19 protein-coding genes and 1 pseudogene are annotated in these 25,665 nt (G+C 75.4%); 18 read left to right on the top strand and 2 right to left on the bottom strand.

Translation table 11 applies throughout. The annotated features are described in order from the left end of the window. Positions 1-223 precede the first annotated feature (223 nt). The 18 genes and pseudogenes from J5Y04_RS40330 (at position 224) to J5Y04_RS43845 (ending at position 24,409) form a co-directional block, all read left to right on the top strand. Complete coding sequence (locus tag J5Y04_RS40330; RefSeq protein ID WP_307853554.1) at positions 224-2,173, top strand: fatty acyl-AMP ligase; 1,950 nt, start codon at positions 224-226, stop codon at positions 2,171-2,173. Continuing rightward, on the top strand, positions 2,173-3,171 hold the full coding sequence (locus tag J5Y04_RS40335) for a beta-ketoacyl-ACP synthase III (protein ID WP_209417522.1): 999 nt from the start codon (positions 2,173-2,175) through the stop codon (positions 3,169-3,171). Before J5Y04_RS40330 ends, J5Y04_RS40335 begins: the two co-directional genes overlap by 1 nt. A 429-nt stretch (positions 3,172-3,600) precedes the next feature. Beyond that, positions 3,601-5,082, top strand: a complete 1,482-nt coding sequence (locus J5Y04_RS40340) for a salicylate synthase (protein WP_209417523.1) — start codon at positions 3,601-3,603, stop codon at positions 5,080-5,082. After that, on the top strand, positions 5,079-6,134 hold the full coding sequence (locus J5Y04_RS40345; RefSeq protein WP_209417524.1) for a ketoacyl-ACP synthase III family protein: 1,056 nt from the start codon (positions 5,079-5,081) through the stop codon (positions 6,132-6,134). The genes J5Y04_RS40340 and J5Y04_RS40345 overlap by 4 nt, the downstream gene beginning before the upstream one ends. Beyond that, the gene (locus J5Y04_RS40350) at positions 6,127-7,797 is read left to right on the top strand and encodes a (2,3-dihydroxybenzoyl)adenylate synthase (RefSeq protein WP_209417525.1); all 1,671 of its coding nucleotides are present in this window, start codon (positions 6,127-6,129) and stop codon (positions 7,795-7,797) included. Before J5Y04_RS40345 ends, J5Y04_RS40350 begins: the two co-directional genes overlap by 8 nt. Next, positions 7,794-8,147 carry a phosphopantetheine-binding protein gene (locus J5Y04_RS40355; protein ID WP_209417526.1) on the top strand — a complete coding sequence of 118 codons (354 nt, stop codon included), beginning with the start codon at positions 7,794-7,796 and terminating at the stop codon, positions 8,145-8,147. Before J5Y04_RS40350 ends, J5Y04_RS40355 begins: the two co-directional genes overlap by 4 nt. Further along, positions 8,144-9,712, top strand: coding sequence for an amidohydrolase family protein (locus tag J5Y04_RS40360; protein WP_209417527.1), 1,569 nt, complete (start codon positions 8,144-8,146; stop codon positions 9,710-9,712). Before J5Y04_RS40355 ends, J5Y04_RS40360 begins: the two co-directional genes overlap by 4 nt. Positions 9,713-9,784: 72 nt before the next feature. Continuing rightward, positions 9,785-11,017 (top strand): 3-deoxy-7-phosphoheptulonate synthase, encoded by a 1,233-nt coding sequence (locus J5Y04_RS40365; RefSeq protein ID WP_209417528.1) that lies wholly within the window; start codon positions 9,785-9,787, stop codon positions 11,015-11,017. Between the two features lie 71 nt (positions 11,018-11,088). Beyond that, positions 11,089-11,862, top strand: coding sequence for a 2,3-dihydro-2,3-dihydroxybenzoate dehydrogenase (locus J5Y04_RS40370; RefSeq protein ID WP_209417529.1), 774 nt, complete (start codon positions 11,089-11,091; stop codon positions 11,860-11,862). A gap of 71 nt (positions 11,863-11,933) precedes the next feature. Continuing rightward, positions 11,934-12,593: an isochorismatase family protein gene (locus J5Y04_RS42690; protein ID WP_305852899.1), complete on the top strand. Its 660-nt coding sequence runs from the start codon at positions 11,934-11,936 to the stop codon at positions 12,591-12,593. Then, entirely contained in the window at positions 12,590-14,716 is a 2,127-nt protein-coding gene (locus tag J5Y04_RS40375; protein ID WP_307853555.1) for an anthranilate synthase family protein, read from the top strand. Before J5Y04_RS42690 ends, J5Y04_RS40375 begins: the two co-directional genes overlap by 4 nt. An 81-nt stretch (positions 14,717-14,797) precedes the next feature. Further along, positions 14,798-16,024, top strand: coding sequence for a thiolase family protein (locus tag J5Y04_RS43840; protein WP_307853556.1), 1,227 nt, complete (start codon positions 14,798-14,800; stop codon positions 16,022-16,024). Between the two features lies 1 nt (position 16,025). Beyond that, entirely contained in the window at positions 16,026-17,636 is a 1,611-nt protein-coding gene (locus J5Y04_RS40385) for a class I adenylate-forming enzyme family protein (protein WP_209417531.1), read from the top strand. A 257-nt stretch (positions 17,637-17,893) separates the two neighbouring features. Then, positions 17,894-18,076: a hypothetical protein gene (locus J5Y04_RS42695; RefSeq protein ID WP_245206452.1), complete on the top strand. Its 183-nt coding sequence runs from the start codon at positions 17,894-17,896 to the stop codon at positions 18,074-18,076. Positions 18,077-18,336: 260 nt separating this feature from the next. Further along, a pseudogene (locus J5Y04_RS42700) lies at positions 18,337-18,558 on the top strand (SDR family oxidoreductase); the annotation flags it as partial. A gap of 134 nt (positions 18,559-18,692) precedes the next feature. After that, positions 18,693-20,369, top strand: a complete 1,677-nt coding sequence (locus J5Y04_RS40395) for a hypothetical protein (RefSeq protein ID WP_209417532.1) — start codon at positions 18,693-18,695, stop codon at positions 20,367-20,369. A gap of 447 nt (positions 20,370-20,816) precedes the next feature. Next, positions 20,817-21,260: a recombinase family protein gene (locus tag J5Y04_RS40400; RefSeq protein ID WP_209417533.1), complete on the top strand. Its 444-nt coding sequence runs from the start codon at positions 20,817-20,819 to the stop codon at positions 21,258-21,260. 287 nt (positions 21,261-21,547) lie between these two features. Further along, a complete protein-coding gene (locus J5Y04_RS43845) occupies positions 21,548-24,409 on the top strand; it encodes an AAA family ATPase (RefSeq protein WP_307853558.1) in 2,862 nt (953 codons plus the stop codon). 92 nt (positions 24,410-24,501) lie between these two features. Here J5Y04_RS43845 and J5Y04_RS40410 read toward each other — a convergent pair whose 3' ends face one another. Further along, the gene (locus tag J5Y04_RS40410) at positions 24,502-24,675 is read right to left on the bottom strand and encodes a hypothetical protein (RefSeq protein ID WP_209417534.1); all 174 of its coding nucleotides are present in this window, start codon (positions 24,673-24,675) and stop codon (positions 24,502-24,504) included. A 358-nt stretch (positions 24,676-25,033) separates the two neighbouring features. Continuing rightward, positions 25,034-25,507 carry a hypothetical protein gene (locus J5Y04_RS40415; RefSeq protein WP_209417535.1) on the bottom strand — a complete coding sequence of 158 codons (474 nt, stop codon included), beginning with the start codon at positions 25,505-25,507 and terminating at the stop codon, positions 25,034-25,036. Positions 25,508-25,665 lie beyond the last annotated feature (158 nt).

The raw sequence follows: 25,665 nt of genomic DNA on the forward strand, positions 1-25,665 counted from the left end.
GGGTGGGTGTAGCGGATGCCGTTCCGGTCGGTGACCACGATGAAGTCGACCCCGGCCGCCATGCGGGCGGACGCCCGGCCGGCCCGCGGCCAGGACCACGCCCCACCGCCCGGCCCCGGACGGGCAGCACACCGCCCGGCCCCGGACGGGCAGCACACCGCCCCCCGGGGGCGCCAACCACCCGCCCGTGTGCACGACGACCGGCCAACAAGGAGATCTGACCGTGAGCACCACCGGAGCGCAGCCGAGCGTGGACGTGCGCACCCTCCCCGACGCCCTGCGGCTGCGCAGCGAGAAGCAGCCCGACGAGACCGCCTACGTCTTCCTGCACAACGGCGAGGCCCCCTCCGAGACCCTGACCTACCGCCAGCTCCACGACGCCGCCGGCCGGCGGGCCGCCGCGTTCGCCGCCGCCGCCCTGCCCGGCACCGCCGCCGTCCTGCTCTACCCCTCGGGCCTGGAGTTCGTCCGGACCCTGCTGGGGTGCATGTACGCCCGCGTGGCCGCCGCCCCGGTCCAGGTGCCCCGGCGCCGCGAGGAGGTCCTGCGGCTGCGCCGGATCGCCGACGACGCCGGCACCACGACCGTGCTGACCACCGCCGAGGTCGCGCGCGAGGTCCGCGAGCGCTTCGCCGGCATGCCCGCCCTGGAGGGGCTCACCTGGCTGGCCACCGACGCCCTGCCCGCCACCGCGGACACCGCGGACACCGCGGACACCGCGGACACCGGGGACACCGAAGCCGCCGGGGCCGCCGGGGCCATCGGGGACGCCGTGCCGCAGCCCCCGGGCCCGCAGGACACCGCGCTGCTGCAGTACACCTCCGGCTCCACCGGCGACCCCAAGGGCGTGGTGGTCAGCCACGCCAACTTCCTGGCCAACGTGGTCGAGACCGACGAGCTGTGGCCGTGCGAGCCGGACGGCACCATGGTGAACTGGCTGCCGCTCTTCCACGACATGGGCATGCTGTTCGGGGTCGTCCTGCCCCTGTGGGCGGGCATCCCCTCCTACCTGATGCCCCCGGAGGCGTTCATCCGCCGCCCGGCCCGCTGGCTGGAGGCCCTCGCCCGCTTCGGCGGCACCCACGGCGCCGCCCCCAGCTTCGCCTACGAGCTGTGCACGCGGGCCGCCGAGGAGGGCAGGACCGGCGCGGTGGGCGACCTGTCGCGCTGGCGGGTGGCCGCCAACGGCGCCGAACCCGTGCGCTGGTCGGCGATCCGCGCGTTCACCGAGGCCTTCGCGCCCCACGGCTTCGACCCGCGCGCGATGTGCCCCGGCTACGGCCTGGCGGAGAACACCCTCAAGGCCACCGGCACCCGCCAGGACCGCGAGCCCGCTGTCCTGTGGTTGTCCGCCGACGCCCTGCGCGAGGGCGCCGCCCGGCCCGCCGGCGAACACGACGGCCCGGCCGTGCCGCTGGTCAGCAGCGGTGCCACCACCGGCCGCACCCGGGTGAGGATCGTGGACCCCGCCACCCGCCGGGCGCTGCCCGACGGGCGGGTCGGCGAGATCTGGATCAGCGGCCCCTGCGTGGCGGGCGGCTACCTGGGCCGCCCCGACCAGACCGAGGAGACCTTCCACGCCCGCCTCGCCGGCACCGGCACCGACACCGACGCCGCTGCCGTCACCGGCACCGGCACAGGCACCGACGCCGTCACCGGTGCGGACGGCGGCGCGGAGCACCTGCGCACCGGCGACCTCGGCTTCCTGCACGACGGCGAGCTGTACGTCACCGGGCGCCTCAAGGACGTCATCATCCGCAAGGGCCGCAACCACTACCCGCAGGACATCGAGCTGTCCGCCGAACGCTCCGTCACGGGCCTGCACCCGAACTGCGCGGCCGCGTTCTCCACCGAGGACGGCACCCGCGAGCGGCTCGTGGTCGTCGTCGAGGCCGACGGACGGCTCCTCAACTCCCTGGGCGCCGCCACCGTGCGCGAGCGCGTGCACGAGGCCGTGCGCGACGGGCACCGGATCACCCCCGACGACGTCCTCGTCGTGCGCCGCGGGGCACTGCCCAAGACCTCCAGCGGCAAGGTCCAGCGCCGGGCCTGCAAGCGCGGCTACCAGGACGGCACCCTGGCCGCCCTGGCCGCACCCGCCACCACCCCCGCCGCCCCGGCCGTGCCCGCCCCCGCCCCGCCCGCCCCCGCCCCGGCCGCAAGGCAGGAGTGATGGGCCGCCTGCGCACCTGCGGACACCGGCCCGGGGCCCGCATCCTGGGCGTCGGCGTGTACCGGCCGACCCGGGTGGTGGACAACGACGAGATCTGCACCCGCATCGACTCCAGCGACGCGTGGATCCGCCGCCGCAGCGGCATCGCCACCCGGCGCTTCGCCGGGCCCGGCGAAACCGTCATCACCATGGCGGCCGAGGCGGCCCGCAAGGCGATGGCCCAGTCCGGCACCCACCCGGACGACGTCGGCATGGTGCTGCTGGCCACCATGTCCTTCCTGGAACAGGCACCGGCCGCCGCCCCCCGCGTCGCCCACCAGCTGGGCGCCCGCCACGCCGGCGCCCTGGACGTCGGCGCCGCCTGCGCGGGCTTCTGCTACGCCCTGGGCCTGGCCGACGCGCTGGTGCGCTCCGGCGAGGCGCGCGCCGTCGTGGTGGCCGGCTCGGAACGGATGAGCGACATCGTCGACCCCGCCGACCGCGGCGCCGCGTTCCTGTTCGGCGACGGCGCGGGCGCGGTGGTGGTCGGGCCCTCCGACACCCCCGGCATCGGCCCGGTGGTGTGGGGCTCCGACGGCGCGGGCCACCACATGATCGCCCACGACCGCACCTGGCTGGACACCCGTGACGCGCACGCCCCGTGGCCGGCCCTGCGGATGACCGGCCCGCAGGTGTTCCGCTGGGCGACCGGCATCGTGCCGCAGATCTCCCGCCAGGCCCTGGACCGGGCGGGCCTGGACGTCGCCGACCTCGACGCGTTCATCCCGCACCAGGCCAACGCCCGCATCGTGGACGCCGCCGCGGCCTCCCTGGGCCTGGCCCCGCACACCGCCGTCGCCCGCGACGTCGTCACCGCCGGCAACACCTCCGCCGCCTCGATCCCGCTGGCCATGGACCAGCTCCTGTCCCAGGGAAGGGTCTCCAGCGGCGGCGTGGCCCTGCTGGCCGGCTTCGGCGCGGGCCTGGCCCACGCCGCCCAGGTGGTCACCCTGCCCTGACCGGCCCGCACCCCGGCCTCCCCGCACGGCACCCCCGCCCAACACCCTGCCCCGGCGGCCCGCACCCACGGTGCGGGCCGCCGGGGCTTTCCCACGCCCCGCCCCGACCCACGCCCGCCCGTACCCCGCGCCGGCCCCCGCCCGGCCAAGGCCCCGCACCCCGTGCCGGCCGGGCCCCGGGAAACCCCTGCCGGCCTGCGGATATAGCCCCCGTATGGCTCCCTCACGCCCCGATATAGCAACCCTTTGCAAGATGGAGGCCCGTGCCCGCCACACCCACGGTGCCCCGCGCCCGCCCGCGGGCCGTCACCGCGCGCCCGCCCACGGGTCCGTCACCGCGCGCCCGCCCGCAGGGCCACGGGCCGGCCCGCGGCCCCGACCCCGCCCCGCCCTGCCCCCCTTTCGGCCGCCGAGAAGAGGACGCCCGCGATGCACCAGTCCACCAGGCACTACTTCGAGACCAGGCTGGCACTGGCCTGCGACCCCATGACCACCGCCGCCCGCCTGGCCTCCAGCCGCCTCCACGCCGACTACGTCGTCTACGAGAACGGCGGCACCTGGTCCTACGCCGGCGGCGCCCTCGCCGAGATCACCCTCGACCGCACCGGCGCCCGCCTGCACCGCCTCCGCGGGGAAGAGGTCCACCTGCCCTGGGACGGCCACCCCCTGCAACAGGTGCAGACCCTCCTCGACACCGTCGACACCGCCCACTGGCGCGCCTACGGCTGGGCCGCGTTCGAACTCTCCTACGCCAAGGACGGCGACACCGCCCACATCGGCGACCAGCGCCTGCTCCACCTCGTCGTCCCGCACACCGAGATCAGGATCGACGCCGGCCAGGCCCACCTGCGCTGCGCCGACCAGGCCGGCCTCACCGCCGCCCTCGCCGTCCTCACCGCCCGGCACACCGAGCCCCGCCCCGTCCCCGAGGCGGTGGACGTGCGCCGCGCCGGCGCCGACGCCTACCGCCGCGCCGTCGGCGCCGCGGTCGACGCCATCAACGACACCCGCCTGCAGAAGGTGATCTTCTCCCGGGTCGTCCCCGTCGAGACCGACGTCGACTTCGTCGGCACCTACCTCGCCGGCCGGCGCGGCAACAACCCCGCCCGCTCCTTCCTGCTCAACCTCGGCGGCATCGAGGCCACCGGCTTCAGCCCCGAGATCGTCGTCCAGGTCGCCCCCGACGGCAGGGTCGTCAGCCAGCCCCTGGCCGGCACCCGCGCCCTGACCGGCGACCACACCGAGGACCAGCGGCTGCGCACCGAACTGCTCGCCGACCCCAAGGAGATCTACGAACACGCGATCTCCGTCAAGATCGCCTGCGACGAACTGCACGGCGTCTGCCGCCCCGGCACCGTCGACGTCGAGGAGTTCATGGCCGTCAAGGAACGCGGCACCGTCCAGCACCTCGCCTCCCGCGTCGGCGGACACCTCGCCCCCGGCCTGCGCGCCTGGGACGCCTTCCAGGCCGTGTTCCCCGCCGTCACCGCCTCCGGCGTGCCCAAGGACGCCGCCTACGACAGCATCCGCAGCAACGAGTCCGAGACCCGCGGCCTCTACAGCGGCGCCGTCCTGACGGTCGACCACGACGGCGCCATGGACGCCGCCCTGGTCCTGCGCAGCGTCTACCGCCAGCACGGCCGCACCTGGCTGCGCGCCGGCGCCGGCATCGTGGGCCACTCCCGCCCCGAACGGGAACTGGAGGAGACCTGCGAGAAACTCGGCAGCGTCGGACGCTACCTGGTCCCCGCCCCCGCCCCGGAAACGCACCCGCACCCCGACCCGCACCCCGACCCCGACCCGGCCGCACCCGCGTCCGCACCCGCACCCGCACCCGCGTCCGCGGACCCGGGCGCGGACCCGGGCGCGGCCGCGGGTGCCGGCGCGGTGACGGCAGGAGCCCGCCCGTGAAGACCGAAGGCATCCACCTCGCCGCCGTCGCCACCCACCTGCCCCCCCTCCACCCCACCCGCCGCGCCGTCGCCGAAGGCCGCTACGACGAGCAGGACCGCCAGGACTCCGGCATCGAGTCCGTCCCCGACGCCGGCGACACCACCGGCCCCGACCTCGCCGTGCGCGCCGCCCGCACCGCCCTGGCCCGCTCCGGCCACCACAGCCGCGACTTCGCCGCCCTCCTGCACAGCAGCGTCCACTTCCAGGGCCCCGACGGCTGGTCCGCCCAGCACTACGTCCTGCGCCACACCCTCGACCGCCCCGTCACCGCCGTCGAGGTCCGCCAGGGCTGCCTGGGCATGCTCTCCGCCCTCGAAATGGCCGCCTGCCGCCTCACCGCCGACCCCGACGGCCCCCCCGCCGTCCTGCTCACCGCCGGCGACAACTTCAACACCCCCCTCGCCGACCGCTGGCGCGCCTCCAAACTCTTCCTCCTCGGCGACGCCGGCGCCGCCGCCGTCGTCTCCCGCCGCCCCGGCTTCGCCCGCCTCCTCGCCGTCGGCTCCGTCTCCACCCCCTCCATGGAAGAACTCCACCGCGGCGGCGAACCCCTCTTCCCGCCCGGCCCCACCCTCGGACGCACCCTCAACCTCGAAGAACGACGGGAGTACTGGCGCCGCGAATGGGCCAGGGGAGTACCCCCGCCCATGGGCAACTTCGCCGACACCGTCGCCGCCGCCGCCCACCGGACCCTGGACGAAGCCGGCCTCACCATGGCCGACATCACCCGCGTCTGCCACATCGGCTTCTCCGAACTCCCCCTCCAGGCCTCCTTCCTCGACCCCCTGGACATCGACGCCGCACGCGGCATCTGGGAGTTCACCCGCACCACCGGCCACCTCGGCGCCGCCGACCCCGTCGCCGGCCTCGAACACCTGTGGACCAGCGGCCAGACCCGCCCCGGCGACCACGTCATGGTCATCGGCGCCTCACCCGGCATGGAAGCCGGCTGCGCCGTCGTCGAGATCACCGCACCCCGACCCGCCCACGAGGAGGACGCCCGTGCCTGACGGACACACCCCCTGGCCCCAGGACCGCGCCCGGCACTACCGCGCCCAAGGCCACTGGCAGGGCGAGAACCTCGCCGACGTCCTGCGCACCGCCGCCGCCACCCACGGCCCCCGCACCGCACTCGTCCACGGCAAACGCCGCCTCACCTACACCGCACTCCAACGACGCGTGGCCCGCACCGCCGCCGGCTTCCTCGACCAGGGCGTCACCGCCGGCGACCGCGTCATCGTCCAACTGCCCAACGTGCCCGAGTTCGTCATCGTCTGCTTCGCCCTGTTCCGCATCGGCGCCCGGCCCGTGTTCTCCCTCGTCTCCCACCGCGCCACCGAGATCCGCCACCTGTGCGAGATCTCCCGGGCCGCGGCCTACGTCATCCCCGGCACCCACCAGGGCTTCGACCACACCCGCCTCGCCCTGGACCTCGCCGCCCACCACCCCTGCCTGCGCAAGGTCTTCGTCCTCGACCCGCCCGACCACCCCGACGCCGCCGACGCCGCCGCCGCCGGCCTGCTCGTCGCCCTCGACGACGTCGACGCCCAGCCGCACCCGCTCCCCGCACCCGACCCCTCGGACACCGCGTTCTACCTGCTCTCCGGCGGCACCACCGCACTGCCCAAACTGATCCCCCGCACCCACGACGACTACGCCTACCAGACCAGGGCCACCGCCGACCTCCTCCACCTCGGCCCCCACGACGTCTACCTCGCCGTCCTGCCCGCCGAGTTCAACTTCACCTGGGGCTGCCCCGGCGTGGTCGGCACCCTGCGCAGCGGCGGCACCGTCGTCCTCGCCGACACCTCCCTGGCCGACGAGTGCTTCGAGACCATCGAACGCGAACGCGTCACCTTCACCTCCCTCGTCCCCACCCTCGCCCAGCTCTGGCTCGAAGCCGCCGAATGGAACACCGCCGACCTGTCCAGCCTCGGCCTCCTCCAGATCGGCGGCGCCCGCCTGCACACCCACATCGCCGAACGCATCACCCCCGTCCTCGGCTGCCGCCTCCAACAGGTCTTCGGCATGGCCGAAGGACTGCTCACCCTCACCCGCGACACCGACCCCGAACACACCGTCCTCACCACCCAGGGCCGCCCCCTGTCACCCGACGACGAAATCCGCATCACCGGCCCCGACGGCCACGACCTGCCCCCCGGCGCCACCGGCGAACTCCTCACCCGCGGCCCCTACACCCTCCAGGGCTACTACCGCGCCCCCGAACACAACGCCCGCGCCTTCACCCCCGACGGCTTCTACCGCACCGGCGACCTCGCCCGCCTCACCCCCGACGGCGCCCTCGTCATCGAAGGCCGCATCAAGGACGTCATCATCCGCGGCGGCGACAAGGTCTCCGCCGGCGAGGTCGAGGCCCACCTGCTCACCCACCCCGCCGTCGCCGCCGCCGCCGTCGTCCCCGTCCCCGACCCCTACCTCGGCGAACGCGTCGGCGCCTACATCGTCCCCACCGGAACGCCACCCGCCCTGCGCGACCTCAAACAAGCCCTCCACACCGACGGCCTCGCCGACTTCAAACACCCCGACTGGCTCGCCATCGTCACCGAACTGCCCCTCACCGGCCTCGGCAAGGTCGACAAGAAGGCCCTGACCGCCGACGCCGCCGCCCGCACCGCCACCGACCCCGCACCGAGCCCGAAGGACACCCCGTGACCGACACCCCCACCCCCGCCCCGGCCCCCGCCACCGGGCCCGCACCCACCGGGGTGTCCACCGAACTGCGCACCACCGTCGCCGCCGCGATCGGCACCGAACCCACCACCATCGCCCCCGACGACAACCTCGTCCACCTCGGACTCGGCTCCCTCGAAATGATGCGCCTGGCCACCCGCTGGCGCCGCGACGGCCGCCCCGTCTCCTTCCGCACCCTCGCCGCCGACCCCACCCTCGCCGCCTGGCAGCGCCACCTCGACACCCTCACCCCCGCCCCCGGCCAGGAACCCGCCCCCGGCCAGGAACCCGCCCCCGGCCAGGCGTCCGCCCCCGGCCAGGAACCCGCATGACCCGCCCCCCGCACCCCGGCGACGAAAACCTCCCCACCCGCCCACCCGCCACCCTCATCCGCGGCGGACACCTGTGCACCGCCGACACCGCCCACCGCATCCACCCCACCGGCTCCGTCCTCATCACCGACGACACCATCACCGCCATCGGCCCCGCCGACCACGTCGACCGCGCCACCACCACCCTCACCCCCCGACAACGCGCCGGCCTGCACACCATCGACGCCACCGGCATGCTCGTCATGCCCGGCTTCGTCAACAACCACTGGCACGACCTGTTCGCCCTGCGCCTGCCCTTCAAAGGCGCCCTGCGCACCCCCCACGACCACGCCGACGAACCCGGCTTCATGGCCCTGGGCGGCGACATCGCCAAAATCTCCGCCGGATTCGAGGGATTCCGCCGCCTCACCGACGCCCTCACCCCCGACGAGGCCCACGCCATCGCCCGCTACTCCCTCTGGACCCAACTACGCTCCGGCACCACCACCCTGGGCGACGTCGGCTCCGTCAACCACCCCGAAGCACTCGCCCGGGCCACCCTCGACCTCGGCATCCGCGCCACCCTCACCGCCTGGGTCGGCGACATCCACTGCCCCCCCGGCAGCACCACCCCCCAACCCACCCGCGACACCGACACCGAACTCACCCGCGTCGAACAGATCCTCCAACGCTGCGCCACCGACCCCACCGGCCGCCTGCGCGCCTGGCCCACCGCCCCCTACACCACCAACATGAGCGACGAACTCGGCCGCGGCCTGGCCCACCTCGCCACCCGCTACGACGTCCCCTTCGCCACCCACGTCGCCGCCCTGCGCCACGAGGCCCGCACCGTACGCACCCACTTCCACACCACCCCCGTACGCCGCCTGGCCCGCCTCGGCCTCCTCAACGACCGCCTCCTCGCCGTCCACTGCGCCTTCGCCGACCCCGGCGAACAACGCATGCTCCTCGAAGCCGGCGCCCGCATCACCCACTCACCCGCCAAATACGGCCCCACCGGCGAATCCACCCTCACCGAGACCGGCCTCATCCCCGAACTGCGCCGCCGCGGCCTCGAAGTCTCCCTCTCCACCGACGGCGGCGTCTTCCCCGTCGCCGGCATGGCCGAACAGATGCGCGCCGCCTGGCAGATGTACAACGAACTCGCCGCCGACCACACCGCCCTGCCCGCCGGCGAAGCCCTCGCCATGGCCACCCGCACCGCCGCCCGCGCCCTCGCCTGGGACGACCACATCGGCACCCTCGAACCCGGCAAACAGGCCGACCTCGTCCTCGTCCCCGCCGACGACTGGCGCCACCTGCTCAACCCCCGCCCCCTGGAGGCCTACCTCACCCTCGGCGGCAGCCCCGACGTCCACACCGTCCTGGTCGCCGGCCGCGTCCTCCTCGACCACGGCCGCACCCCCCACCTCGACGAAACCGCCCTGACGGACGCCTACCTGCACGCCCTGCGCTCCTTCTCCGCCCGCGCCCTCGGCATCGCCGACAAGGAACTGACCACCCTGTTCGACGACAACCCCCGGCTGCGCACCACCACGACCACCCCGCCCGTCCGCCACCCCTGACGGCAGCCCCCTGCGAACCCCCTGCGAACCCTCTCCCGTCCCGCCCGCACCCCGCACGGAGGCAACGCCACCATGTCCGACAACACCGCCCTGCTCCTGCCCGAGGACGAGGGCGCCGCCCTGTCCGACGACGAGATCCGCCGATGGCGCGCCCTGCCCGCCCGCCAGCAGCCCGACTGGCTCCACGACCCGCAACTCGAACCCGCCCGCGCCCTCCTGGCCACCCGCCCCGCGCTCGTCACCGCCGACGAGGTCCACACCCTGCACACCCTGCTCGCCGACGTCGCCCACGGCCGGCGCCAGGTCCTCCAGGCCGGCGACTGCGCCGAGGACCCCGCCGAGTGCGCCGCCAAACCCGTCCTGCGCAAGGCCGACCTCCTCGACGAACTCGCCGACGCCCTGCACGCCCGCTCCGGCCTGCCCGTCCTGCGCGTGGGCCGCATCGCCGGCCAGTTCGCCAAACCCCGCTCCCGCCCCGTCGAACACCACGACGGACGCGAACTGCCCGTCTACTACGGCCACATGGTCAACGCCCCCGAACCCGACCCCGCCGCCCGCCACCCCCGGCCCACCCGCATGCTCACCTGCCACGACGCCGCCGCCACCGCCATGGACACCCTGCGCCTGCGCGCCACCGACACCGCCACCCCACCCGCCACCCGCACCTGGACCAGCCACGAGGCCCTCGTCCTCGACTACGAACTGCCCCAGATGCGCCGCGACCAGGACGGCCGCCTCCTCCTCACCTCCACCCACTGGCCCTGGATCGGCGAACGCACCCGCCAGGCCGACGCCGCCCACGTCCGCCTCCTCGCCAGCGTCAGCAACCCCCTGTCCTGCAAGATCGGACCGGGCGCCACCCCCGAGGACGTGCTGCGCCTGTGCGCCCTGCTCGACCCCGACCGCACCCCCGGACGCCTCACCCTCATCGCCCGCATGGGCGCCGACCGCGTCACCACCCACCTGCCCGCCCTGGTCCACGCCGTCCGCACCGCCGGACACCCCGTCGGCTGGCTCACCGACCCCATGCACGGCAACACCGTCACCACCCCGGCAGGCCGCAAGACCCGCCACGTCGACACCATCGTCCAGGAGGTCCTGCGCTTCCAGGACGCCGTCACCGCCGCCGGCGCCCACCCCGGCGGCCTGCACCTGGAGACGACACCCCACCCCGTCACCGAATGCCTCGCCGACGCCCGCGCCACCCACCGCGCCGACGGCGCCTACACCACCCTGTGCGACCCGCGCCTCAACCCCTGGCAGGCCCACGAAGTGATCCGCGCCTGGCACGCCCCCACCCGATGACCCCGCCCCGCCCGATGACCCCGCCCCGCCCGACGACCGCGCCCCGCCCACGAGAAAGGCACCCCCTGCCGATGAAGGACACGACCGCCGTGGTGACCGGCGCGGCAGGCGGCATCGGCGCCGCCGTGGCCCACGCCCTCGCCGCCCGCGGCGCCACCCTCGCCCTCCTGGACCGCGACGCCGAACGCCTCGACGCCACCGCCGCCCGGCTGCGCCAGGCCGGCCACCGCGCCACCGCCTACCCCCTCGACGTCACCTCCAGCACCGAGGTCGACACCGTCATCGACGCCGTCGAAACCCAGCTCGGCCCCGTCGAGCGCCTCGTCAACGCCGCCGGCGTCCTGCGCACCGGCACCGTCACCGCCTTCACCGACGAGGACTGGCAGACCACCTTCGCCGTCAACACCACCGGCGTCTTCCACGTCTCCCGCGCCGTCGTCCGCAAGATGACCCCCCGCCGCCGCGGCGCCCTGGTCACCATCGCCTCCAACGCCGCCACCGCCGCCCGCATGGACATGGCCGCCTACGCCGCCTCCAAGGCCGCCGCGTCCATGTTCACCAAATGCCTCGGCCTCGAAAGCGCCGCCCACGGCATCCGCTGCAACATCGTCGCCCCCGGCTCCACCGACACCCCCATGCTCACCTCGCTGTGGGCCGACGAGGACGCCGCCCGCACCGCCTCCATCGAAGGCGTCCCGCACGCCTTCCGCGTCGGCATCCCGCTGGCCAGGGTGGCCAGCCCCCAGGACGTCGCCGACGCCGTGCTCTTCCTGCTCTCCGACGAGGCCGCCCACATCACCATGCACCACCTCACCGTCGACGGCGGAGCCGCACTCGGCGCCTGACCCCGCCCCGCAACCCGCCCGCCCGCGACAGGCCCGCCCGCGCGAGGCCCGCCCCAGGAAAGGAACCGGCCTTGGCCATCCCGGCGATCGAGCCCTACCCGATGCCCGCACCCGCCGACCTGCCCGCCAACACCGCCACCTGGCCGGTCAGCGCCGCCCGGGCCGTCCTGCTCGTCCACGACATGCAGAACTACTTCCTGCGCCCCTTCCCCGCCGCCGCCCAGCCCCTGGACGCCCTCCTGCACAACACCGCCCGCCTCCGACAGGCCTGCACCCGCCTCGGCGTCCCCGTCGCCTACACCGCCCAGCCCGGCGGCATGACCGACCGACAACGCGGCCTCCTCAAGGACTTCTGGGGCCCCGGCATGAGCACCGACGAACACGACCGCGCCGTCACCGACCCCCTGGCACCCGCCCCCGGCGACACCGTCCTCACCAAATGGCGCCCCAGCGCCTTCCACCACACCGGCCTGCTCGACCTGCTGCGCTCCACCGGACGCGACCAGCTCATCGTCTGCGGCGTCTACGCCCACGTCGGGATCCTGATGACCACCGGCGAGGCCTACGCCCACGACATCCAGACCTTCGTCGTCGCCGACGCCGTCGCCGACTTCACCCCCGCCGACCACCACATGACCCTGCGGTACGTCGCCGGCCGCTGCGGCATGACCCTGCCCACCGACACCGTCCTGCACCAGCTGCACCAGCCGCACCCGGCGGAGCGCCCGTGAACCCGCACCCGAGCCCCGCACCCGGCGACCGCCCCCACCCGCTCCTGCAACGCGTCCTCGCCCCGCAGCCACCCCCCTTCGCCCTCCTGCACCGCCCCCAGGCCACCGGCCCCGGCCACCTGGAACTGATGACCGGCACCATCACCCGCCCCGCCACCCTCGCCGCCCTGCCCCTGCCCCAGCCCCACGGCCCCGGCCCCGCCCCCGCCGCACCCCGCCACGACGTCCTGGCCCTGCTGCCCTACCGCCAGCTCGCCGAACGCGGCTACGCCTGCCCCGACGACGGCACCGAACTGCTCGCCCTCACCGTCGAGGACCAGTGCCTGCTCACCCGCGACGACGTCCTGCGCCACGTCCCCGACCTGCCGATCACCATGGACGAACTGGGCTTCGACCTCGACGACGACGCCTACGCCGCCACCGCCCGGCGCATCATCCGCGACGAGATCGGCCAGGGCACCGGCGCCAACTTCGTCCTGCGCCGCACCTACCGGGCACGGCTGGCCCCCTGGGACACCGCCACCGCCCTCGCGTTCTACCGCCGCCTCCTGCAGCGCGAACCCGGCGCCTACTGGACCTTCCTGGTCCACACGGGGGAGCGTCACCTCATCGGCGCGACCCCCGAACGGCACGTCAGCCTCACCGGCGGCACCGCGACGATGAACCCCATCAGCGGCACCTACCGCTACCCCGAGGGCGGCGCCGACCCCGACGGCCTGATGGGCTTCCTGCGCGACACCAAGGAGTCCGACGAACTGTTCATGGTCCTCGACGAGGAACTGAAGATGATGGGCCGCGTCTGCGAGCACGGCGGCCGCGTCCGCGGCCCCTACCTCAAGGAGATGGAACGCCTCGCGCACACCGAGTACCTCATCGAGGGCTCCAGCACCTGCGGCGTGCGCGAACTCCTCCACGAGACCCTCCTCGCGCCGACCGTCACCGGCAGCCCGCTGGAGAGCGCCTGCCGCGTCATCAACCGCTACGAACCCCACGGCCGCGGCTACTACAGCGGCGTCGCCGCCCTCATCGGCCGTGACCACACCGGCGAGAGCGTCCTCGACTCCTCCATCCTCATCCGCACCGCCGACATCGACCCGTCCGGCGCCCTGTCCATCGGCGTCGGCGCCACCCTGGTGCGCCACTCCTCACCCCGGGCCGAGGTCGCCGAGACCCGCGCCAAGGCCGCCGGCCTGCTCGCCGCCCTGCGCGCCGAGCCCGCCCCCGCCCCGGCCCCCGTGCCGGGCCCCGCCGCCCACGGGCAGGCCCCCGCCGCCCGCGCGCAGGGCCACGGGCAGGCCCCCGCCGCCCATGCGCCGGTGCGCGCGCCCGGCCTGGGACAGCACCCCGGCGTCACCGCCGCACTCGCCGCCCGCAACACCACCCTCGCCGGCTTCTGGCTCGCCGACCCCGCCGCCCGCGCCCGCCCCGCCGCCCGCCTGGCCGGCCGGCGCCTGCTGGTCGTCGACGCCGAGGACACCTTCACCTCCATGGCCCGCCACTGCCTCGCCGCCCTCGGCCTCGACGTGACGGTGCGCCGCTTCGACGAGCCCTACACCCTCGACGGCCAGGACTTCGTCATCGTCGGCCCCGGCCCCGGCGACCCCGGCGCCCACACCGACCCCAAGATCGCCCACCTGCGCGGCCTGACCCGCCGCCTGCTGCACTCCCGCACCCCCTTCCTGTCCGTCTGCCTCGGACACCAGGTCCTCAGCTCACTCCTGGGCCTGGACATCGTGCGCAGGCCCGAACCCAACCAGGGCTCCCAGCAGAAGATCGACTTCTTCGGCCGCAGCGAACTCGTCGGCTTCTACAACACCTTCGCCGCCCGCTCGCCCGCCACCACCCTGCCCTGCCCCTACCGCCGCGCCCCCGTCCAGGTCTGCCACGACCCCGCCAACGGCGAGGTCCACGCCCTGCGCGGCCCCGGCTACGCCTCCGTCCAGTTCCACCCGGCGTCCGTCCTGACCCGCAACGGCACCGCCCTGCTGGGCGAACTCCTCGCCCGCGCACTGGACGACAACACGGCCCGGGACGGCACGCCCCGGGCCGGCGCCGCACCGCACGCTGCCGCACCCCGGGCTGCCGCCCCGCAGGCCGCCGCGCCCCGCGGCGGCGCGGGCTAGCCCCGCCCCGCACCCCGCCTTCCCCGTCCGCCGCCGCAGCCGCGCGGCGGACACCAACCCATCGCACGTGAGGAGCAGCCCGTGACGGAGCCGGTGTGGATCGCCGGGGTCGGCATGACCCGGTTCGGCCGACACGAGGACCGCGGCGTCCCGGACCTGGCCGCGGAAGCCGTCCGCGACGCCCTGGCCGACGCGGGCCTGGAACAGCGCCACGTCGACGCCGCGTTCTTCGGCAACACCACCCAGGGCGCCCTCGAAGGCCAGCTCATGATGGGCGGCCAGATCGCGCTGCGCCGCATGGGCTTCGAACGCATCCCGGTCCACAACGTCGAGAACGCCTGCGCCACCGGCGCCACCGCCCTGCACCTGGCCGTCGCCCAGGTCCGCGCCGGCGCCGCCGACACCGCGCTGGCCGTCGGCGCCGAGAAGATGAACGTCGCCGACCGCGACCGCGCCATGGCCGTCTTCGACGGCGCCTACGACGTCTCCGACCCCGCCGGGCTCGCCGCGACGCTCACCGCGCTGGGCGGGGACGTCGACAACACCGCCGCCGGGCGGCGCAGCGTCTTCATGGACATCTACGCGGCCATGGCACGCGCCCACATGAGGCGCCACGGCACCACCCGGCAGCAGATCGCCGCCGTCGCCGCCAAGAACCACCGCCACGCCGTCCACAACGACCGGGCCCACCACCGCACCGCGCTCACCGCCGAGGAGATCCTCGCCGCCCGGCCGCTGTCCTTCCCGCTCACGGTGCCCATGTGCGCGCCGCTCACCGACGGCGCCGCCGCCGTCGTGGTGTGCGGGCGGCGCGCCCTGGAGCGCCTGGCCGGCTCCCGCCGCGCGGTGCGCGTCCTGGCCTGCGTCCTGGGCAGCGGCGTCGAGCGCGAACTCGACGCCGTGGACCGGCACGTGGTGCGCCTGGCCGCCCACCGCGCCTACGAGCAGGCCGGGGTGGGCCCGCAGGACGTCGACGTCGCCGAGGTGCACGACGCGACGGCGTTCAGCGAGATCCAGCTCACCGAACTGCTCGGCCTGTTCGAGCCCGGCACCGGCGGGCCGGCCGCCGCCGCCGGCGTCACCACGCTGGGCGGACGCCTGCCCGTCAACCCGTCCGGCGGCCTGGAGTCCAAGGGGCACCCGCTGGGCGCCACCGGCCTGGCCCAGGTGTACGAGCTGGTGAACCAGCTGCGGGGCGAGGCCGGCGCCCGGCAGGTCCCGCACGCGCGGATCGCGCTGGCGGAGAACGCCGGCGGGTTCTACGCCGGCGAGGAAGCGGTCGCAGCCATCACGCTACTGGGGGTCTGACATGGCAATCATCGATTTCTTCGACCGCGGACGGCGGCTCAACCCGTCGGGTGCCGCCTACGTCGGCGCCGGGCAGACCTGGACGTTCGACGAGGCGGGCCGGCTCTCCTGCCGCATCGCCCACGCGCTGGGACGCACCGGCCTGGCCCGCGAGGCCAAGGCCGGCGTGCTGTCGCCCAACGACCCCCGCGCCTGGATCTGCGTCCTGGGCATCTGGCGCGCCGGCCTGGCCTGGGTCCCGCTCAACCCCGCCCACCCCGCCGGCGAACTGCACCACGTCATCGACGCCTTCGACTGCGAGGTGCTGTTCTACCACCCCTCGATGGCCCCCGTCGTCGCCGAACTCGCGCCCTCGCTGCCCAAGGTGCGCCACTACGTGCGCCTGGACGACGACGGCCCGGCCGAACGTACATCGCCGGCCGAACGTCCATCGCCGGCCGAACGTCCCTCGCCGGCCGGCCACCCCTCGCTGGCCGCCTGGACGGACGGCCTGCCCGACACCGCGCCCGACGTCCCCTACGACATGGACGACGTCGTCGCCGTCACCTCCACCGGCGGCACCACCGGCCTGCCCAAGGGCGTCATGAACACCCACCGCACCTTCGCGGTCTGCCTGGCCCACTTCCTGATGTCCATGCAGTACCGGGCCGACGAGAGGATCGTCAACCTGGCGGCCCTGCCGATGACGCACGCCTCCGGCGTCTTCAGCCTCGCCGCCACCGCGCGCGGCGCCACCGTCGTCATCCTGCCCAAGGCCGAACCCGCCGCCGTCCTGGACGCCGTCGAACGCCACCGCGTCACCGAGCTCTTCCTCGCCCCCACCGTCGTCTACCGCCTGCTGGAGGCCCCCGAGGTCACCCGCCACGACCTGTCCAGCCTGCGCTACCTCGTCTACGCCGCCGCCCCGATGTCCACCGAGAAACTCCGCCTGGCCATCGACCTGTTCGGCCCCGTCATGACCGAGGCCTACGGCCTCGCCGAGGCCTTCGCCGGGATCTCCTTCATGCGCCCCGAGGAACACCTCGTCGACGGCAGACCCGACCCCGCCCGCCTGGCCTCCTGCGGCCGCCCCAACCCGCTGATCACCGTCGAGATCCACGACGACGACGACAAGGCGCTGCCCCCGGGCACCTCCGGGGAGATCTGCGTGCGCGGCGACCTCGTCATGAAGGGCTACTACAAGGCCCCCGAGAAGACCGCCGAGACCGTCGTCGACGGCTGGCTGCACACCGGCGACATCGGCCACTTCGACCAGGACGGCTACCTGTTCATCACCGACCGCAAGAAGGACATGATCATCTCCGGCGGGCTGAACATCTACCCCAGCGAGATCGAACAGGTCATCTGGGGCCACCCCGCCGTCCAGGACTGCGCCGTGGTCGGCGCCCCCCACCCCGACTGGGGCGAGGCCGCCACCGCCGTCGTCGAGCTCAACCCCGGCGCCCACGCCGACGCCGCCGAACTCATCGCCCTGTGCAAGGCCCGCCTCGGCAGCGTCCGCGCCCCCAAGCGCGTCGACTTCGTCGACTCCCTGCCCCGCAGCGCCAACGGCAAGGTCCTCAAGCGCACCATCCGCGACCGGTACTGGTCCGGGCACACCCGCCGGATCTGACCCGCCCGCCCCGGCCACCGACCCACCCGGGCCGGCCCCCGCCACGGGGGCCGGCCCCGTCCGTTCCCGCCGCCGGCACGGCCGGTGAACAGGGCGGACGTGAGCACCACATGAGCAGCTTGTGGACCGGCGCGGTGAACCGTAGACTCGCCACCGGCGCAAGCGCACAAGATCTCCTTGGCCCCAGATCCGGACGGACCGTCATGTCCGTGCCCTGGCGGCCGCCCGGCCGCTATTCCTGGCCAAAGGAGCAGTCCTTGTCGCGCATCCGCCGCATCCGCCGCCGCAAGGCGGCAGGCACCACCCCGGTCATCAAGCGAACGTCCCGCACGACGCCCCGGCCCGGCCCGGCGGTCACCGGCCTGCCCGTGCAGACCACCGTGACCCCCGTCGCGGCCCTGCCCGGCGCCGGCAACCACACGGGGCCCGGCCCCGTGTAGCAGGACCGGACCCCACGTGGCCGAAGGAAGAAGGCCGTCCGGCTTGCCCTAGGAAAGTGGGCCGGGCGGCTTTCCCACCTGTGTCCGCGTCCGTGGACGCGGGCAGGCGCAGGCCACTCTATCGGCAGCGCCTCGGCTTGACATCCACAACTCCCCGCCACGCCACCGCCCTTGCGCCTGCGCCCGCCCGCCCCCGGCGACGGCGGGGGCTTGAACCTGACGCCGGTGCCGCCCAGGCCGACGCCCGGCACGTGGGCGAGGGCGGGCGCGGCATCACCGTCACCGTCGTCGACCCGGGCCCCGTCGACACCGACATGAACCCCGCCGGCGGCGACAGCGCCGGCTTCCAGCGCTCCCTCACCGCCCTGGGCCGCTACGGCGAGGCCGAGGACGTGGCCGCCGCGGTCGCCTACCTCGCGGGCCCCGGCGGCCGCTACATCACCGGCACCGCCCTTGCGGTGGACGGCGGTTACACCGCCTGACGCCGTGTCCGCCCGCCCGGGCGCCCGTGGTGGGGGAGTGGTCCGTCGGGCACGAACCCGCGGGCGTATAGTCGGGACCAAGATCTTGTGAACACGTTCAAGAACTGGGGGGACCGGTGTACCGTCACCGCGTCATGATCTCTGCTGCCGTCGTCGCGGCAGCCGTCGGCTTCGTGCCCGCCACCGCGCAGGCGGCGGCCCCGTCCGCCGGCCCCGGCCAGGCCCCGGGCGCCAACGCCCCGGCCGCCCCGGCCGGTTCCGCACAGGACACCGCCGCGCAGGAGACGGCCAAGGCCGCCGCCGCGAAGGCCGCCGCCGCCAAGGACGCCGCGGCGAAGAGCACCGCCGCGAAGGCCGGCCAGGCCGGGGCCGCGCCTGCCGCGCAGCAGAGCTACTTCGAGGTGGGGATGGGGACCTCCACCGACAACGCGCACGGCATCGGACTGGCCGCCTCGGTCAGCACCGACCTGCCGGACAGCTACGTCGCCTTCGACATCGACTTCGGCGACGGCTCCACCGTCGTCCACGACTACGCCAAGGCCGGCGATTTCGTGTACTCCAAGTACACGTACGCCGAGGTCGGATCCCACAGGATCACGATCACGGCGACCGACCTGATGACCAGGACGACCGCCACCACGACCAAGGACGTCGTCGTGGACGGCTCCGAGTTCACCCCGACCGCGCCCGCCCGGCTGCTGGACACCCGCGACGGCACCGGCGCCGCGGCCGGCGGGCCCGTCGCCGCGTTCGGCACGACCCGGGTGAAGGTCGCCGGCAACGCCGGCATCCCGGCCGGGGTGAGCGCCGTGGTCCTCAACATCACCGCCACCAACACCGCCGCGCCCGGACACGTCATCGCGTACGCCTCCGGCAAGGCGCGCCCGGCCACCTCGAACGTCAACTTCGCGGCGGGGCAGACCGTCCCGAACCTGGCGGTCGTGCCGGTCGGCGAGGACGGCTACGTCGAGCTGGCCAACCGCAGCGGCGGCACGGTGGACCTGATCGCCGACGTGACGGGCTACTTCACCCGCTCCGCCGCCAACGGCTACACCTCCGTCAAGCCGTCGCGGCTCGTCGACACCCGCGAGGGCCTGGGCACGGCCCGCGGCCAGGTCGGCGCCCAGAGCACCTTCGGCGTCCAGATCGCCGGCCAGGGCGGCCTGCCCGCCCAGGGCGTCACCGCGGTGGCCCTCAACGTCACCGTGACCGACCCGCAGGGCCCCGGCCACCTCACCGTCTTCCCCGGCGGCCAGGCGCCGTCCACGTCGAACGTCAACTTCGCCGCCGGGCAGACCGTCGCCAACGCGGTGATCGTGCCGGTCGGCCCGGACGGCCGGATCAGCATCCGCAACGGCGCCGCGTTCCCGGCCGACGTGATCGTGGACGTCACCGGCTACTACAGCGCCGACGGCAAGGCCGCCTACCTGCCGGTGGAACCCACCCGCCTGTACGACACGCGCGGCAGCATCCCCCTGCCGCTCGCCGGCCAGGACTACTACCACCAGAGCGTGTGGACGTCCGGCCGGGCGCTGGAGGCCCTCGTCCTGAACGCCACGGTGACCAACCCGCAGGGCAGCGGCCACCTCTCGGTCGCCCCGGACCCGAACACGATCGACGACTACATGGCCGGCAAGGCCGTCCGCCCGACCCCGCCGACCTCCTCCGTCCTGAACTGGACCAAGGACGCCACCGTCGCCAACCTCGTCCAGGCGAGCACCGGCACCACCGGCGTCGTCGACTTCTTCAACCGCGGCTGGCAGCCCACCGACCTCATCGTCGACCTCTTCGGCGCGTACGACAGGAACTGACGCCCCGTACGCCCCCGGCCGCCCGCCCCGCAGAGGGGGCGGGCGGCCGGGGGCGTTCTCGCGCTGTCTGTCAGGGAGTGCGTTCGGGTGTCCATTCGGAACTGAACAGGCCCGGGCCTGCTCGCGGAAAACTCGGACGTGGAATCGACCCTTCCAGGCACTGTTTCGGCCGGGAGGTTCCACGTTCACCCAAACGGTGGGCCTGGGGGCCAGGCCTCAAGGGCGAGCCGAGCGTTTTGCGCGGGCGGACGTCGGGATCGGCGGCGACCGGCGCAGCACGGCGCCGGGGAACCGCCTGCCGCATGCCCGGGCCGCGGTGCCCGCGCCCCGCGGGCGTGAATGGGCGCCCGCCCCTATTGATCCCGCACTGTTTCGCGAGGCCTGCTGGGGTGGACGGGTTTCCCCCGGCCCGTCGACCCCCACGGACGGACGGAGCTGGTGAACGGTATGGACGACCACCTCACCGGGCCGGTGCGGCGCTCCCGGGCCGCCGCGATCTACCTGCGCTGCTACCCGCGCGACGCGGCCGGCACCGAGTACCAGCGCACCGCCCTGGAGTGGTTCGCCCTCCAGCAGGGACTGTCCGCGCCCTACGCCTTCACCGACGACGGGTGCCGCTCGGGCGGGCCGCTGCCGGAGCTGGAGCGGCTGCTGCGCCGGGTGGAACAGGGGTGGGTGGACACGGTGCTGGTGCCGGGGCCGTTCGTCTTCTCCCTCGACGACCGGGCCTCCGCCGCGACCGTGCGGCGCCTGGAGGAGCTGGGCTGCCGGGTGCTGGAACTGCCCGGCCGGGCAGGGCGGGCCCGCCCGCCGGCCCCGCGCGACAGCCCCGACGGGCATGCCGCCCGCGCCCTGGCCGCACACCGCCCGCCCGCCTTGCGGAGCGCCTGACCTGCCCGGACCGTCCCTGGTGACCACTCCGTCCGCCGGTCACGGCATGATGGGCCGATGGCTTTCACAACGTCCGCCATCAGCCGTCCCGCGTGCGGGCCGGACGGGCGCGGTGGACGTGGGACGGGTGGGTGGTTGTGAGCAACAAGGGCAGTGCGGTCGGCACGGGCAGCGCCGGCGGCACGAGCAGTACGGGCCGACGCGACACGGCAGCGACAGGCACAGCGGTAGCCGCAGGCACAAGCACAGGAACAGGAACAGGAACAGGAACAGGGGCAGGCACAGGGGTGGGGTTCGGCTTCGCCGGCCGCCGCCAGGAACTGGCCGCCCTCGTCCAGGCGATGGTCCGCCCGCCCGGCGTGGTCCTGGTCGAGGGCGAGGCCGGCATCGGCAAGTCACGCCTGGTCGCCGAGGCCGCCCGCGGCGTCGCCGCCGCCGGCGGCAGGGTCCTGACCGGCCTGTGCCACCCCCTGCGCGAACCCCTGGTCTTCGGCCCCGTCGTCGACGCACTGCGCGGCGTCGGCCCGCTACTGCCCCCCGTCGACGAGATCCCGGCCAGCGTCGGCGCACTGCGCCCGCTGCTGCCCGACCTCGCCGACCGCCTGCCCCCGCCCCCGCCCGGCACCGGCGACGGACCCCCCGGACGCGGCCTGCTCGTCCAGGCCGTCCGCGCCCTGCTCGGCGTCCTCGGCGACGTGGTCCTGGTCGTCGAGGACCTCCACTGGGCCGACGACGCCACCCGCGAGCTGCTGCTCCTGCTCGCCCGCGACATGCCCGCCCGCCTCGTCCTCGTCCTCACCTACCGGGCCGAGGACCTCGCACCCGACACCCCCGTCCTCGGCGCCGCCTACCGGCGCCCCGCCGGCGTCGGCGGCCCCCTGCTGCGCCTGGGGCCGCTGGCCGAGGCCGAGGTCGGCGAACTGGCGCGCGCCGCCCTCGGCCCGGGGGCCACCGCCGCCCTCAGCCGGGTCCTCTACGAACGCAGCGAAGGCCTGCCCCTGGTCGCCGAGGAGGACCTCCTCACCCTCTGCGAGCAGCGGGGCACCGGCGGCCCGGCCGGCGCCGCCGACCTCGCCGCCGGCCTGGAACACTCCCAGGTCCCGCGCGGCCTGCACGACGCCGTCACCGAACGCCTCGCCGCCCTGACGCCCGACGCCGCCGCCGTCGCGGCCGCCGCCGCCGTGCTCGGCGTCCCGGCGGACGAGGACCTGCTCGCCGCCGTCGCCGCCCTCGACGCCACCGCCACCGCACAGGGCCTCACCCAGGCCCTGCGCGCCGCCGTCCTGCACGAGAACCCCCTCGCCCGCTACGGCTTCCGCCACGTCCTGGCCCAGCAGGTCGCCTACCGGCGCCTGCCCGGACCCCAGCGCAACGCCCTGCACCGGCGCGCCGTCGAGGCCCTCGGCGCGCGCGAACCGCGCCCGCTGGTCCAGATCGCCCACCACACCCTGGCCCTGGGCGAGCGCCGGGCCTGGCAGGAGGTCGCCGAGTCCGCCGCCGACCAGGCGGTCGCACTCGGCGACAGCGGCAGCGCCGGCGCACTGCTGCGCCGCCTGCTGGAGGAACCCGACCTCGACCCCGGCCGCCGCGGACGCGCCGCCCTCGCCCTGGCCCGCATCGCCGCCAACGGCGTCGACTCGCAGGCCAGCATCACGGCACTGACCCGCATCCTCGCCGACCCCCGCCTGCCCGCCGCCGACCGCGGCGAGATCCGCCTCACCCTGGGCATCCTGACCGCCATCCACGGCGGCGACCGCTCCGGCTTCGCCCGCATCGAGGAGTCCCTGCCCGAACTGGGGGAGCGCCCCGCACGGGCGGCCCGGGCCATGGTCGCCCTCGCCATGAACGAGCGCGACGGCGCCGGCGAACACGCCTGGCAGTGGCTGCAACGCGCCGAGCAGACCCTGGCCCAGGCCCCCGAGGAGGAGGTCACGGCGGCCGTGCAGGCCACCCGGCTGACCTTCCTCGCCCGCGAGGGCGACCCGCAGGTGTGGCACCTCCTCGACGCCCTGCCACGCAGCGGCGACAGCGCCGAGGTGATGCGCCAGAGCGCCCGCGCCCTCTACAACGCCGGCGAGATCTCCATCGAACTGGGACACGACGCCCGCGCCGCCCGCCTGCTGGAGGAGAGCCGGCAACTGTCCCGCCAGGCGGCCATCCCGTACCTGGAGTGCTACAGCCGCATCGCACTGCTGCGCCTGGAAGGCCTGGCCGGGCACTGGGACGGGCTGGAGGAACGGTTCGCCGCCCTCGGCGAGGAGTTCCCCGACCTCGCGATGGCCGGCGCCGAGCGGGCGCTGCTGCTGGGCCGTCTCGCCGCGGCCCGCGGGCGCCTCGCGGTGGCCCGCCGGGAGTTCACCGAGGCCGGCGGGTACGGGGAACGCGAGTCGCAGGTGACGGCCGGGATGCGGGCCGCGGCCGGCCTGGGCGCGCTGCAGCTCGCCGAGGGCGCCACCGACCAGGCGCTGGCCACGCTGGCGCCGGCCGTCGCGGACCTGCGCCGGGCCGGGGCCTGGGCCCGCTGCGCCGAACTGCTGCCCGTCGCCGTCGAGGCCCTCCTGGCCGCCGGCGACCGGCCGGGGGCCGAACGGCTCGTCACCGAGGCCGCGGCCGCCCTGCCCGGCCGGGACGCGCCGGCCGCGTTCGCGGCGCTCGCACTGGCCCGCGGCCTGGTGCTGGCCGAGGCGGACCCGGAGGCCGCGGTCGAGGCGTTCACGCAGGCACGCGACCAGTGGCGCGGGATCGGCCGCCCGCACGAGGCGGCCCGCGCCGAGGAACGGGCCGGCCGCTTCGGCGCGGCGTTCGACCTGGCGGCGGCCGAGGAACGGATCGCCGCCGCCCAGCAGGCATACCTGGACCTCGGGGCGGCCTCGGACGCGGCCCGCTGCCAGCGGGTCAGCCGCGACCTCGGCCTGGGCCGCACCGCCTCGCCCGGCCGGCGCGGCTACGGCGAACGGCTCTCGCCGAGGGAACGTCAGGTCGCGGCCCTGGCCGCCCAGGGTGCGGGCAACCAGGACATCGCCACCGCGCTGTTCCTGTCCCCGCGCACCGTCGAGCACCACGTGGCGAGCGCCCTGCGCAAGCTCGGCGTCGCCCGCGCCGGGCTGCGCGAGGCCCTGGCCGCCGCCGGCGAACCGGACGTGCCGTAGGCCGGGCACCCGGCCGGGCCCCGGCCGGCAGCGGTGGCGCCGGCCGGGTGTCCGGCCCGGCCGCCCGCGCCGGGGCTCCGGCCGGCCTGCGGTCAGCCGCGGTGGTGCGCGGCGCGCTCGGCGAGCCGGGACAGGCGGGCGAGCCGCGCCAGACGGGCCTGCCGTCCGGCGCCGCGGCGCGACGGCAGGACCAGCCCGGCCCCGTCGTCGTCGACGGCGGTGAAGTGCTCCTGGGCGTAGAGACGGAAGCGTTCGCGGCGGGTCATGCTGGCCTCCGGCGGCGTCGGGGTCGGCGTCTTGGCGGTGCTGCTGGCGGTACTGGTGAAGCTTCCTCCAGCAAACCCGCCCCGGCCGCGGGCAATCAATGCGTACCGGTACCCAACCCCCGCCCCCAACCTTGGGTACCGCCCCCCGCACCGCGCCCGGACCGTCACCGAACCCCGCCCCGGACCGTCACCGGGCAGCGCCCGGACAGCGTCACGGACCCCGCCCGCCCGGCGTCCGTGACCCGTCCCGGCGTCCGTGACTCGTTTCCGCGTCCGTGACCCGTCCCTGAGGGTGCGGCCGTCCCTGAGGCCGCGCCGGCCGCGCCGGCTGCGCGCCCGGCTACGGCTGCGTGCCCGGCTAGGGCCACACGACGACGCCGTCCCGCACGACCAGCGGCTCGACCTGGCAGGACTCCAGGAACCTGGTCCACCCCAGGGTGACGCTGCCGTCGGACTCCCGGTGCCGGTCGCCGGCCCTGGCGGCGAGCCAGCCGAGCAGCTCACCGGTGAGATCGAAATCGTTGGGGTGGATCTCCTGGCGGCTGGTCAGGGCCCATGCCCCGCACCAGGTGTCCTCCCGGCGCAGGAGTGCCGAGACGAGCGCGCCACCCACCCTGCGCGCCTCGCAGTGATCGCCCAGAAGGGGCCGGGGGAGGTCCTCGACGACGAGTACGCCGTCGTCGTCCAGGTCCGCGTACGGGAACCTGGGCACGATCCGCAGGACCTCCGGCCGGGGGCCGAGCCCGAGGTGCCAGCGGAGCTCGGCGAGCTCGTCCCCGGACAACTCGTCGCGCAGGTCCAGTGTGATCGTGAGTTCGAAGATGTCTCCCATGGCCGCACACGTTAGCGATCACGTCCGACAGCCCGGCCCGGGCCGGGCCCGCGCACCCCGCCCCGCCGCCGTGCGCCCGCCGCCGCCCCGCCGCCGCCAGCCCCGCGGCGGCGCCGCCCCGCCGTTGCCCGAACGTCCGTACCGGACCTGCCCTTTCG

It is taken from the genome of Kitasatospora sp. RG8, assembly GCF_017813315.1.
Taxonomy (GTDB): Bacteria; Actinomycetota; Actinomycetes; order Streptomycetales; family Streptomycetaceae; genus Kitasatospora.

Coding starts and splice junctions, on each gene's coding strand:
- J5Y04_RS40410 (WP_209417534.1), bottom strand. CDS start 24,675: ATGACCCGCCGCGAACGCTTCCGTCTCTACGCCCAGGAGCACTTCACC.
- J5Y04_RS40360 (WP_209417527.1), top strand. CDS start 8,144: ATGACCCGCCCCCCGCACCCCGGCGACGAAAACCTCCCCACCCGCCCA.
- J5Y04_RS40365 (WP_209417528.1), top strand. CDS start 9,785: ATGTCCGACAACACCGCCCTGCTCCTGCCCGAGGACGAGGGCGCCGCC.
- J5Y04_RS40335 (WP_209417522.1), top strand. CDS start 2,173: ATGGGCCGCCTGCGCACCTGCGGACACCGGCCCGGGGCCCGCATCCTG.
- J5Y04_RS40370 (WP_209417529.1), top strand. CDS start 11,089: ATGAAGGACACGACCGCCGTGGTGACCGGCGCGGCAGGCGGCATCGGC.
- J5Y04_RS40385 (WP_209417531.1), top strand. CDS start 16,026: ATGGCAATCATCGATTTCTTCGACCGCGGACGGCGGCTCAACCCGTCG.
- J5Y04_RS40400 (WP_209417533.1), top strand. CDS start 20,817: ATGGACGACCACCTCACCGGGCCGGTGCGGCGCTCCCGGGCCGCCGCG.
- J5Y04_RS40395 (WP_209417532.1), top strand. CDS start 18,693: ATGATCTCTGCTGCCGTCGTCGCGGCAGCCGTCGGCTTCGTGCCCGCC.
- J5Y04_RS40340 (WP_209417523.1), top strand. CDS start 3,601: ATGCACCAGTCCACCAGGCACTACTTCGAGACCAGGCTGGCACTGGCC.
- J5Y04_RS40415 (WP_209417535.1), bottom strand. CDS start 25,507: ATGGGAGACATCTTCGAACTCACGATCACACTGGACCTGCGCGACGAG.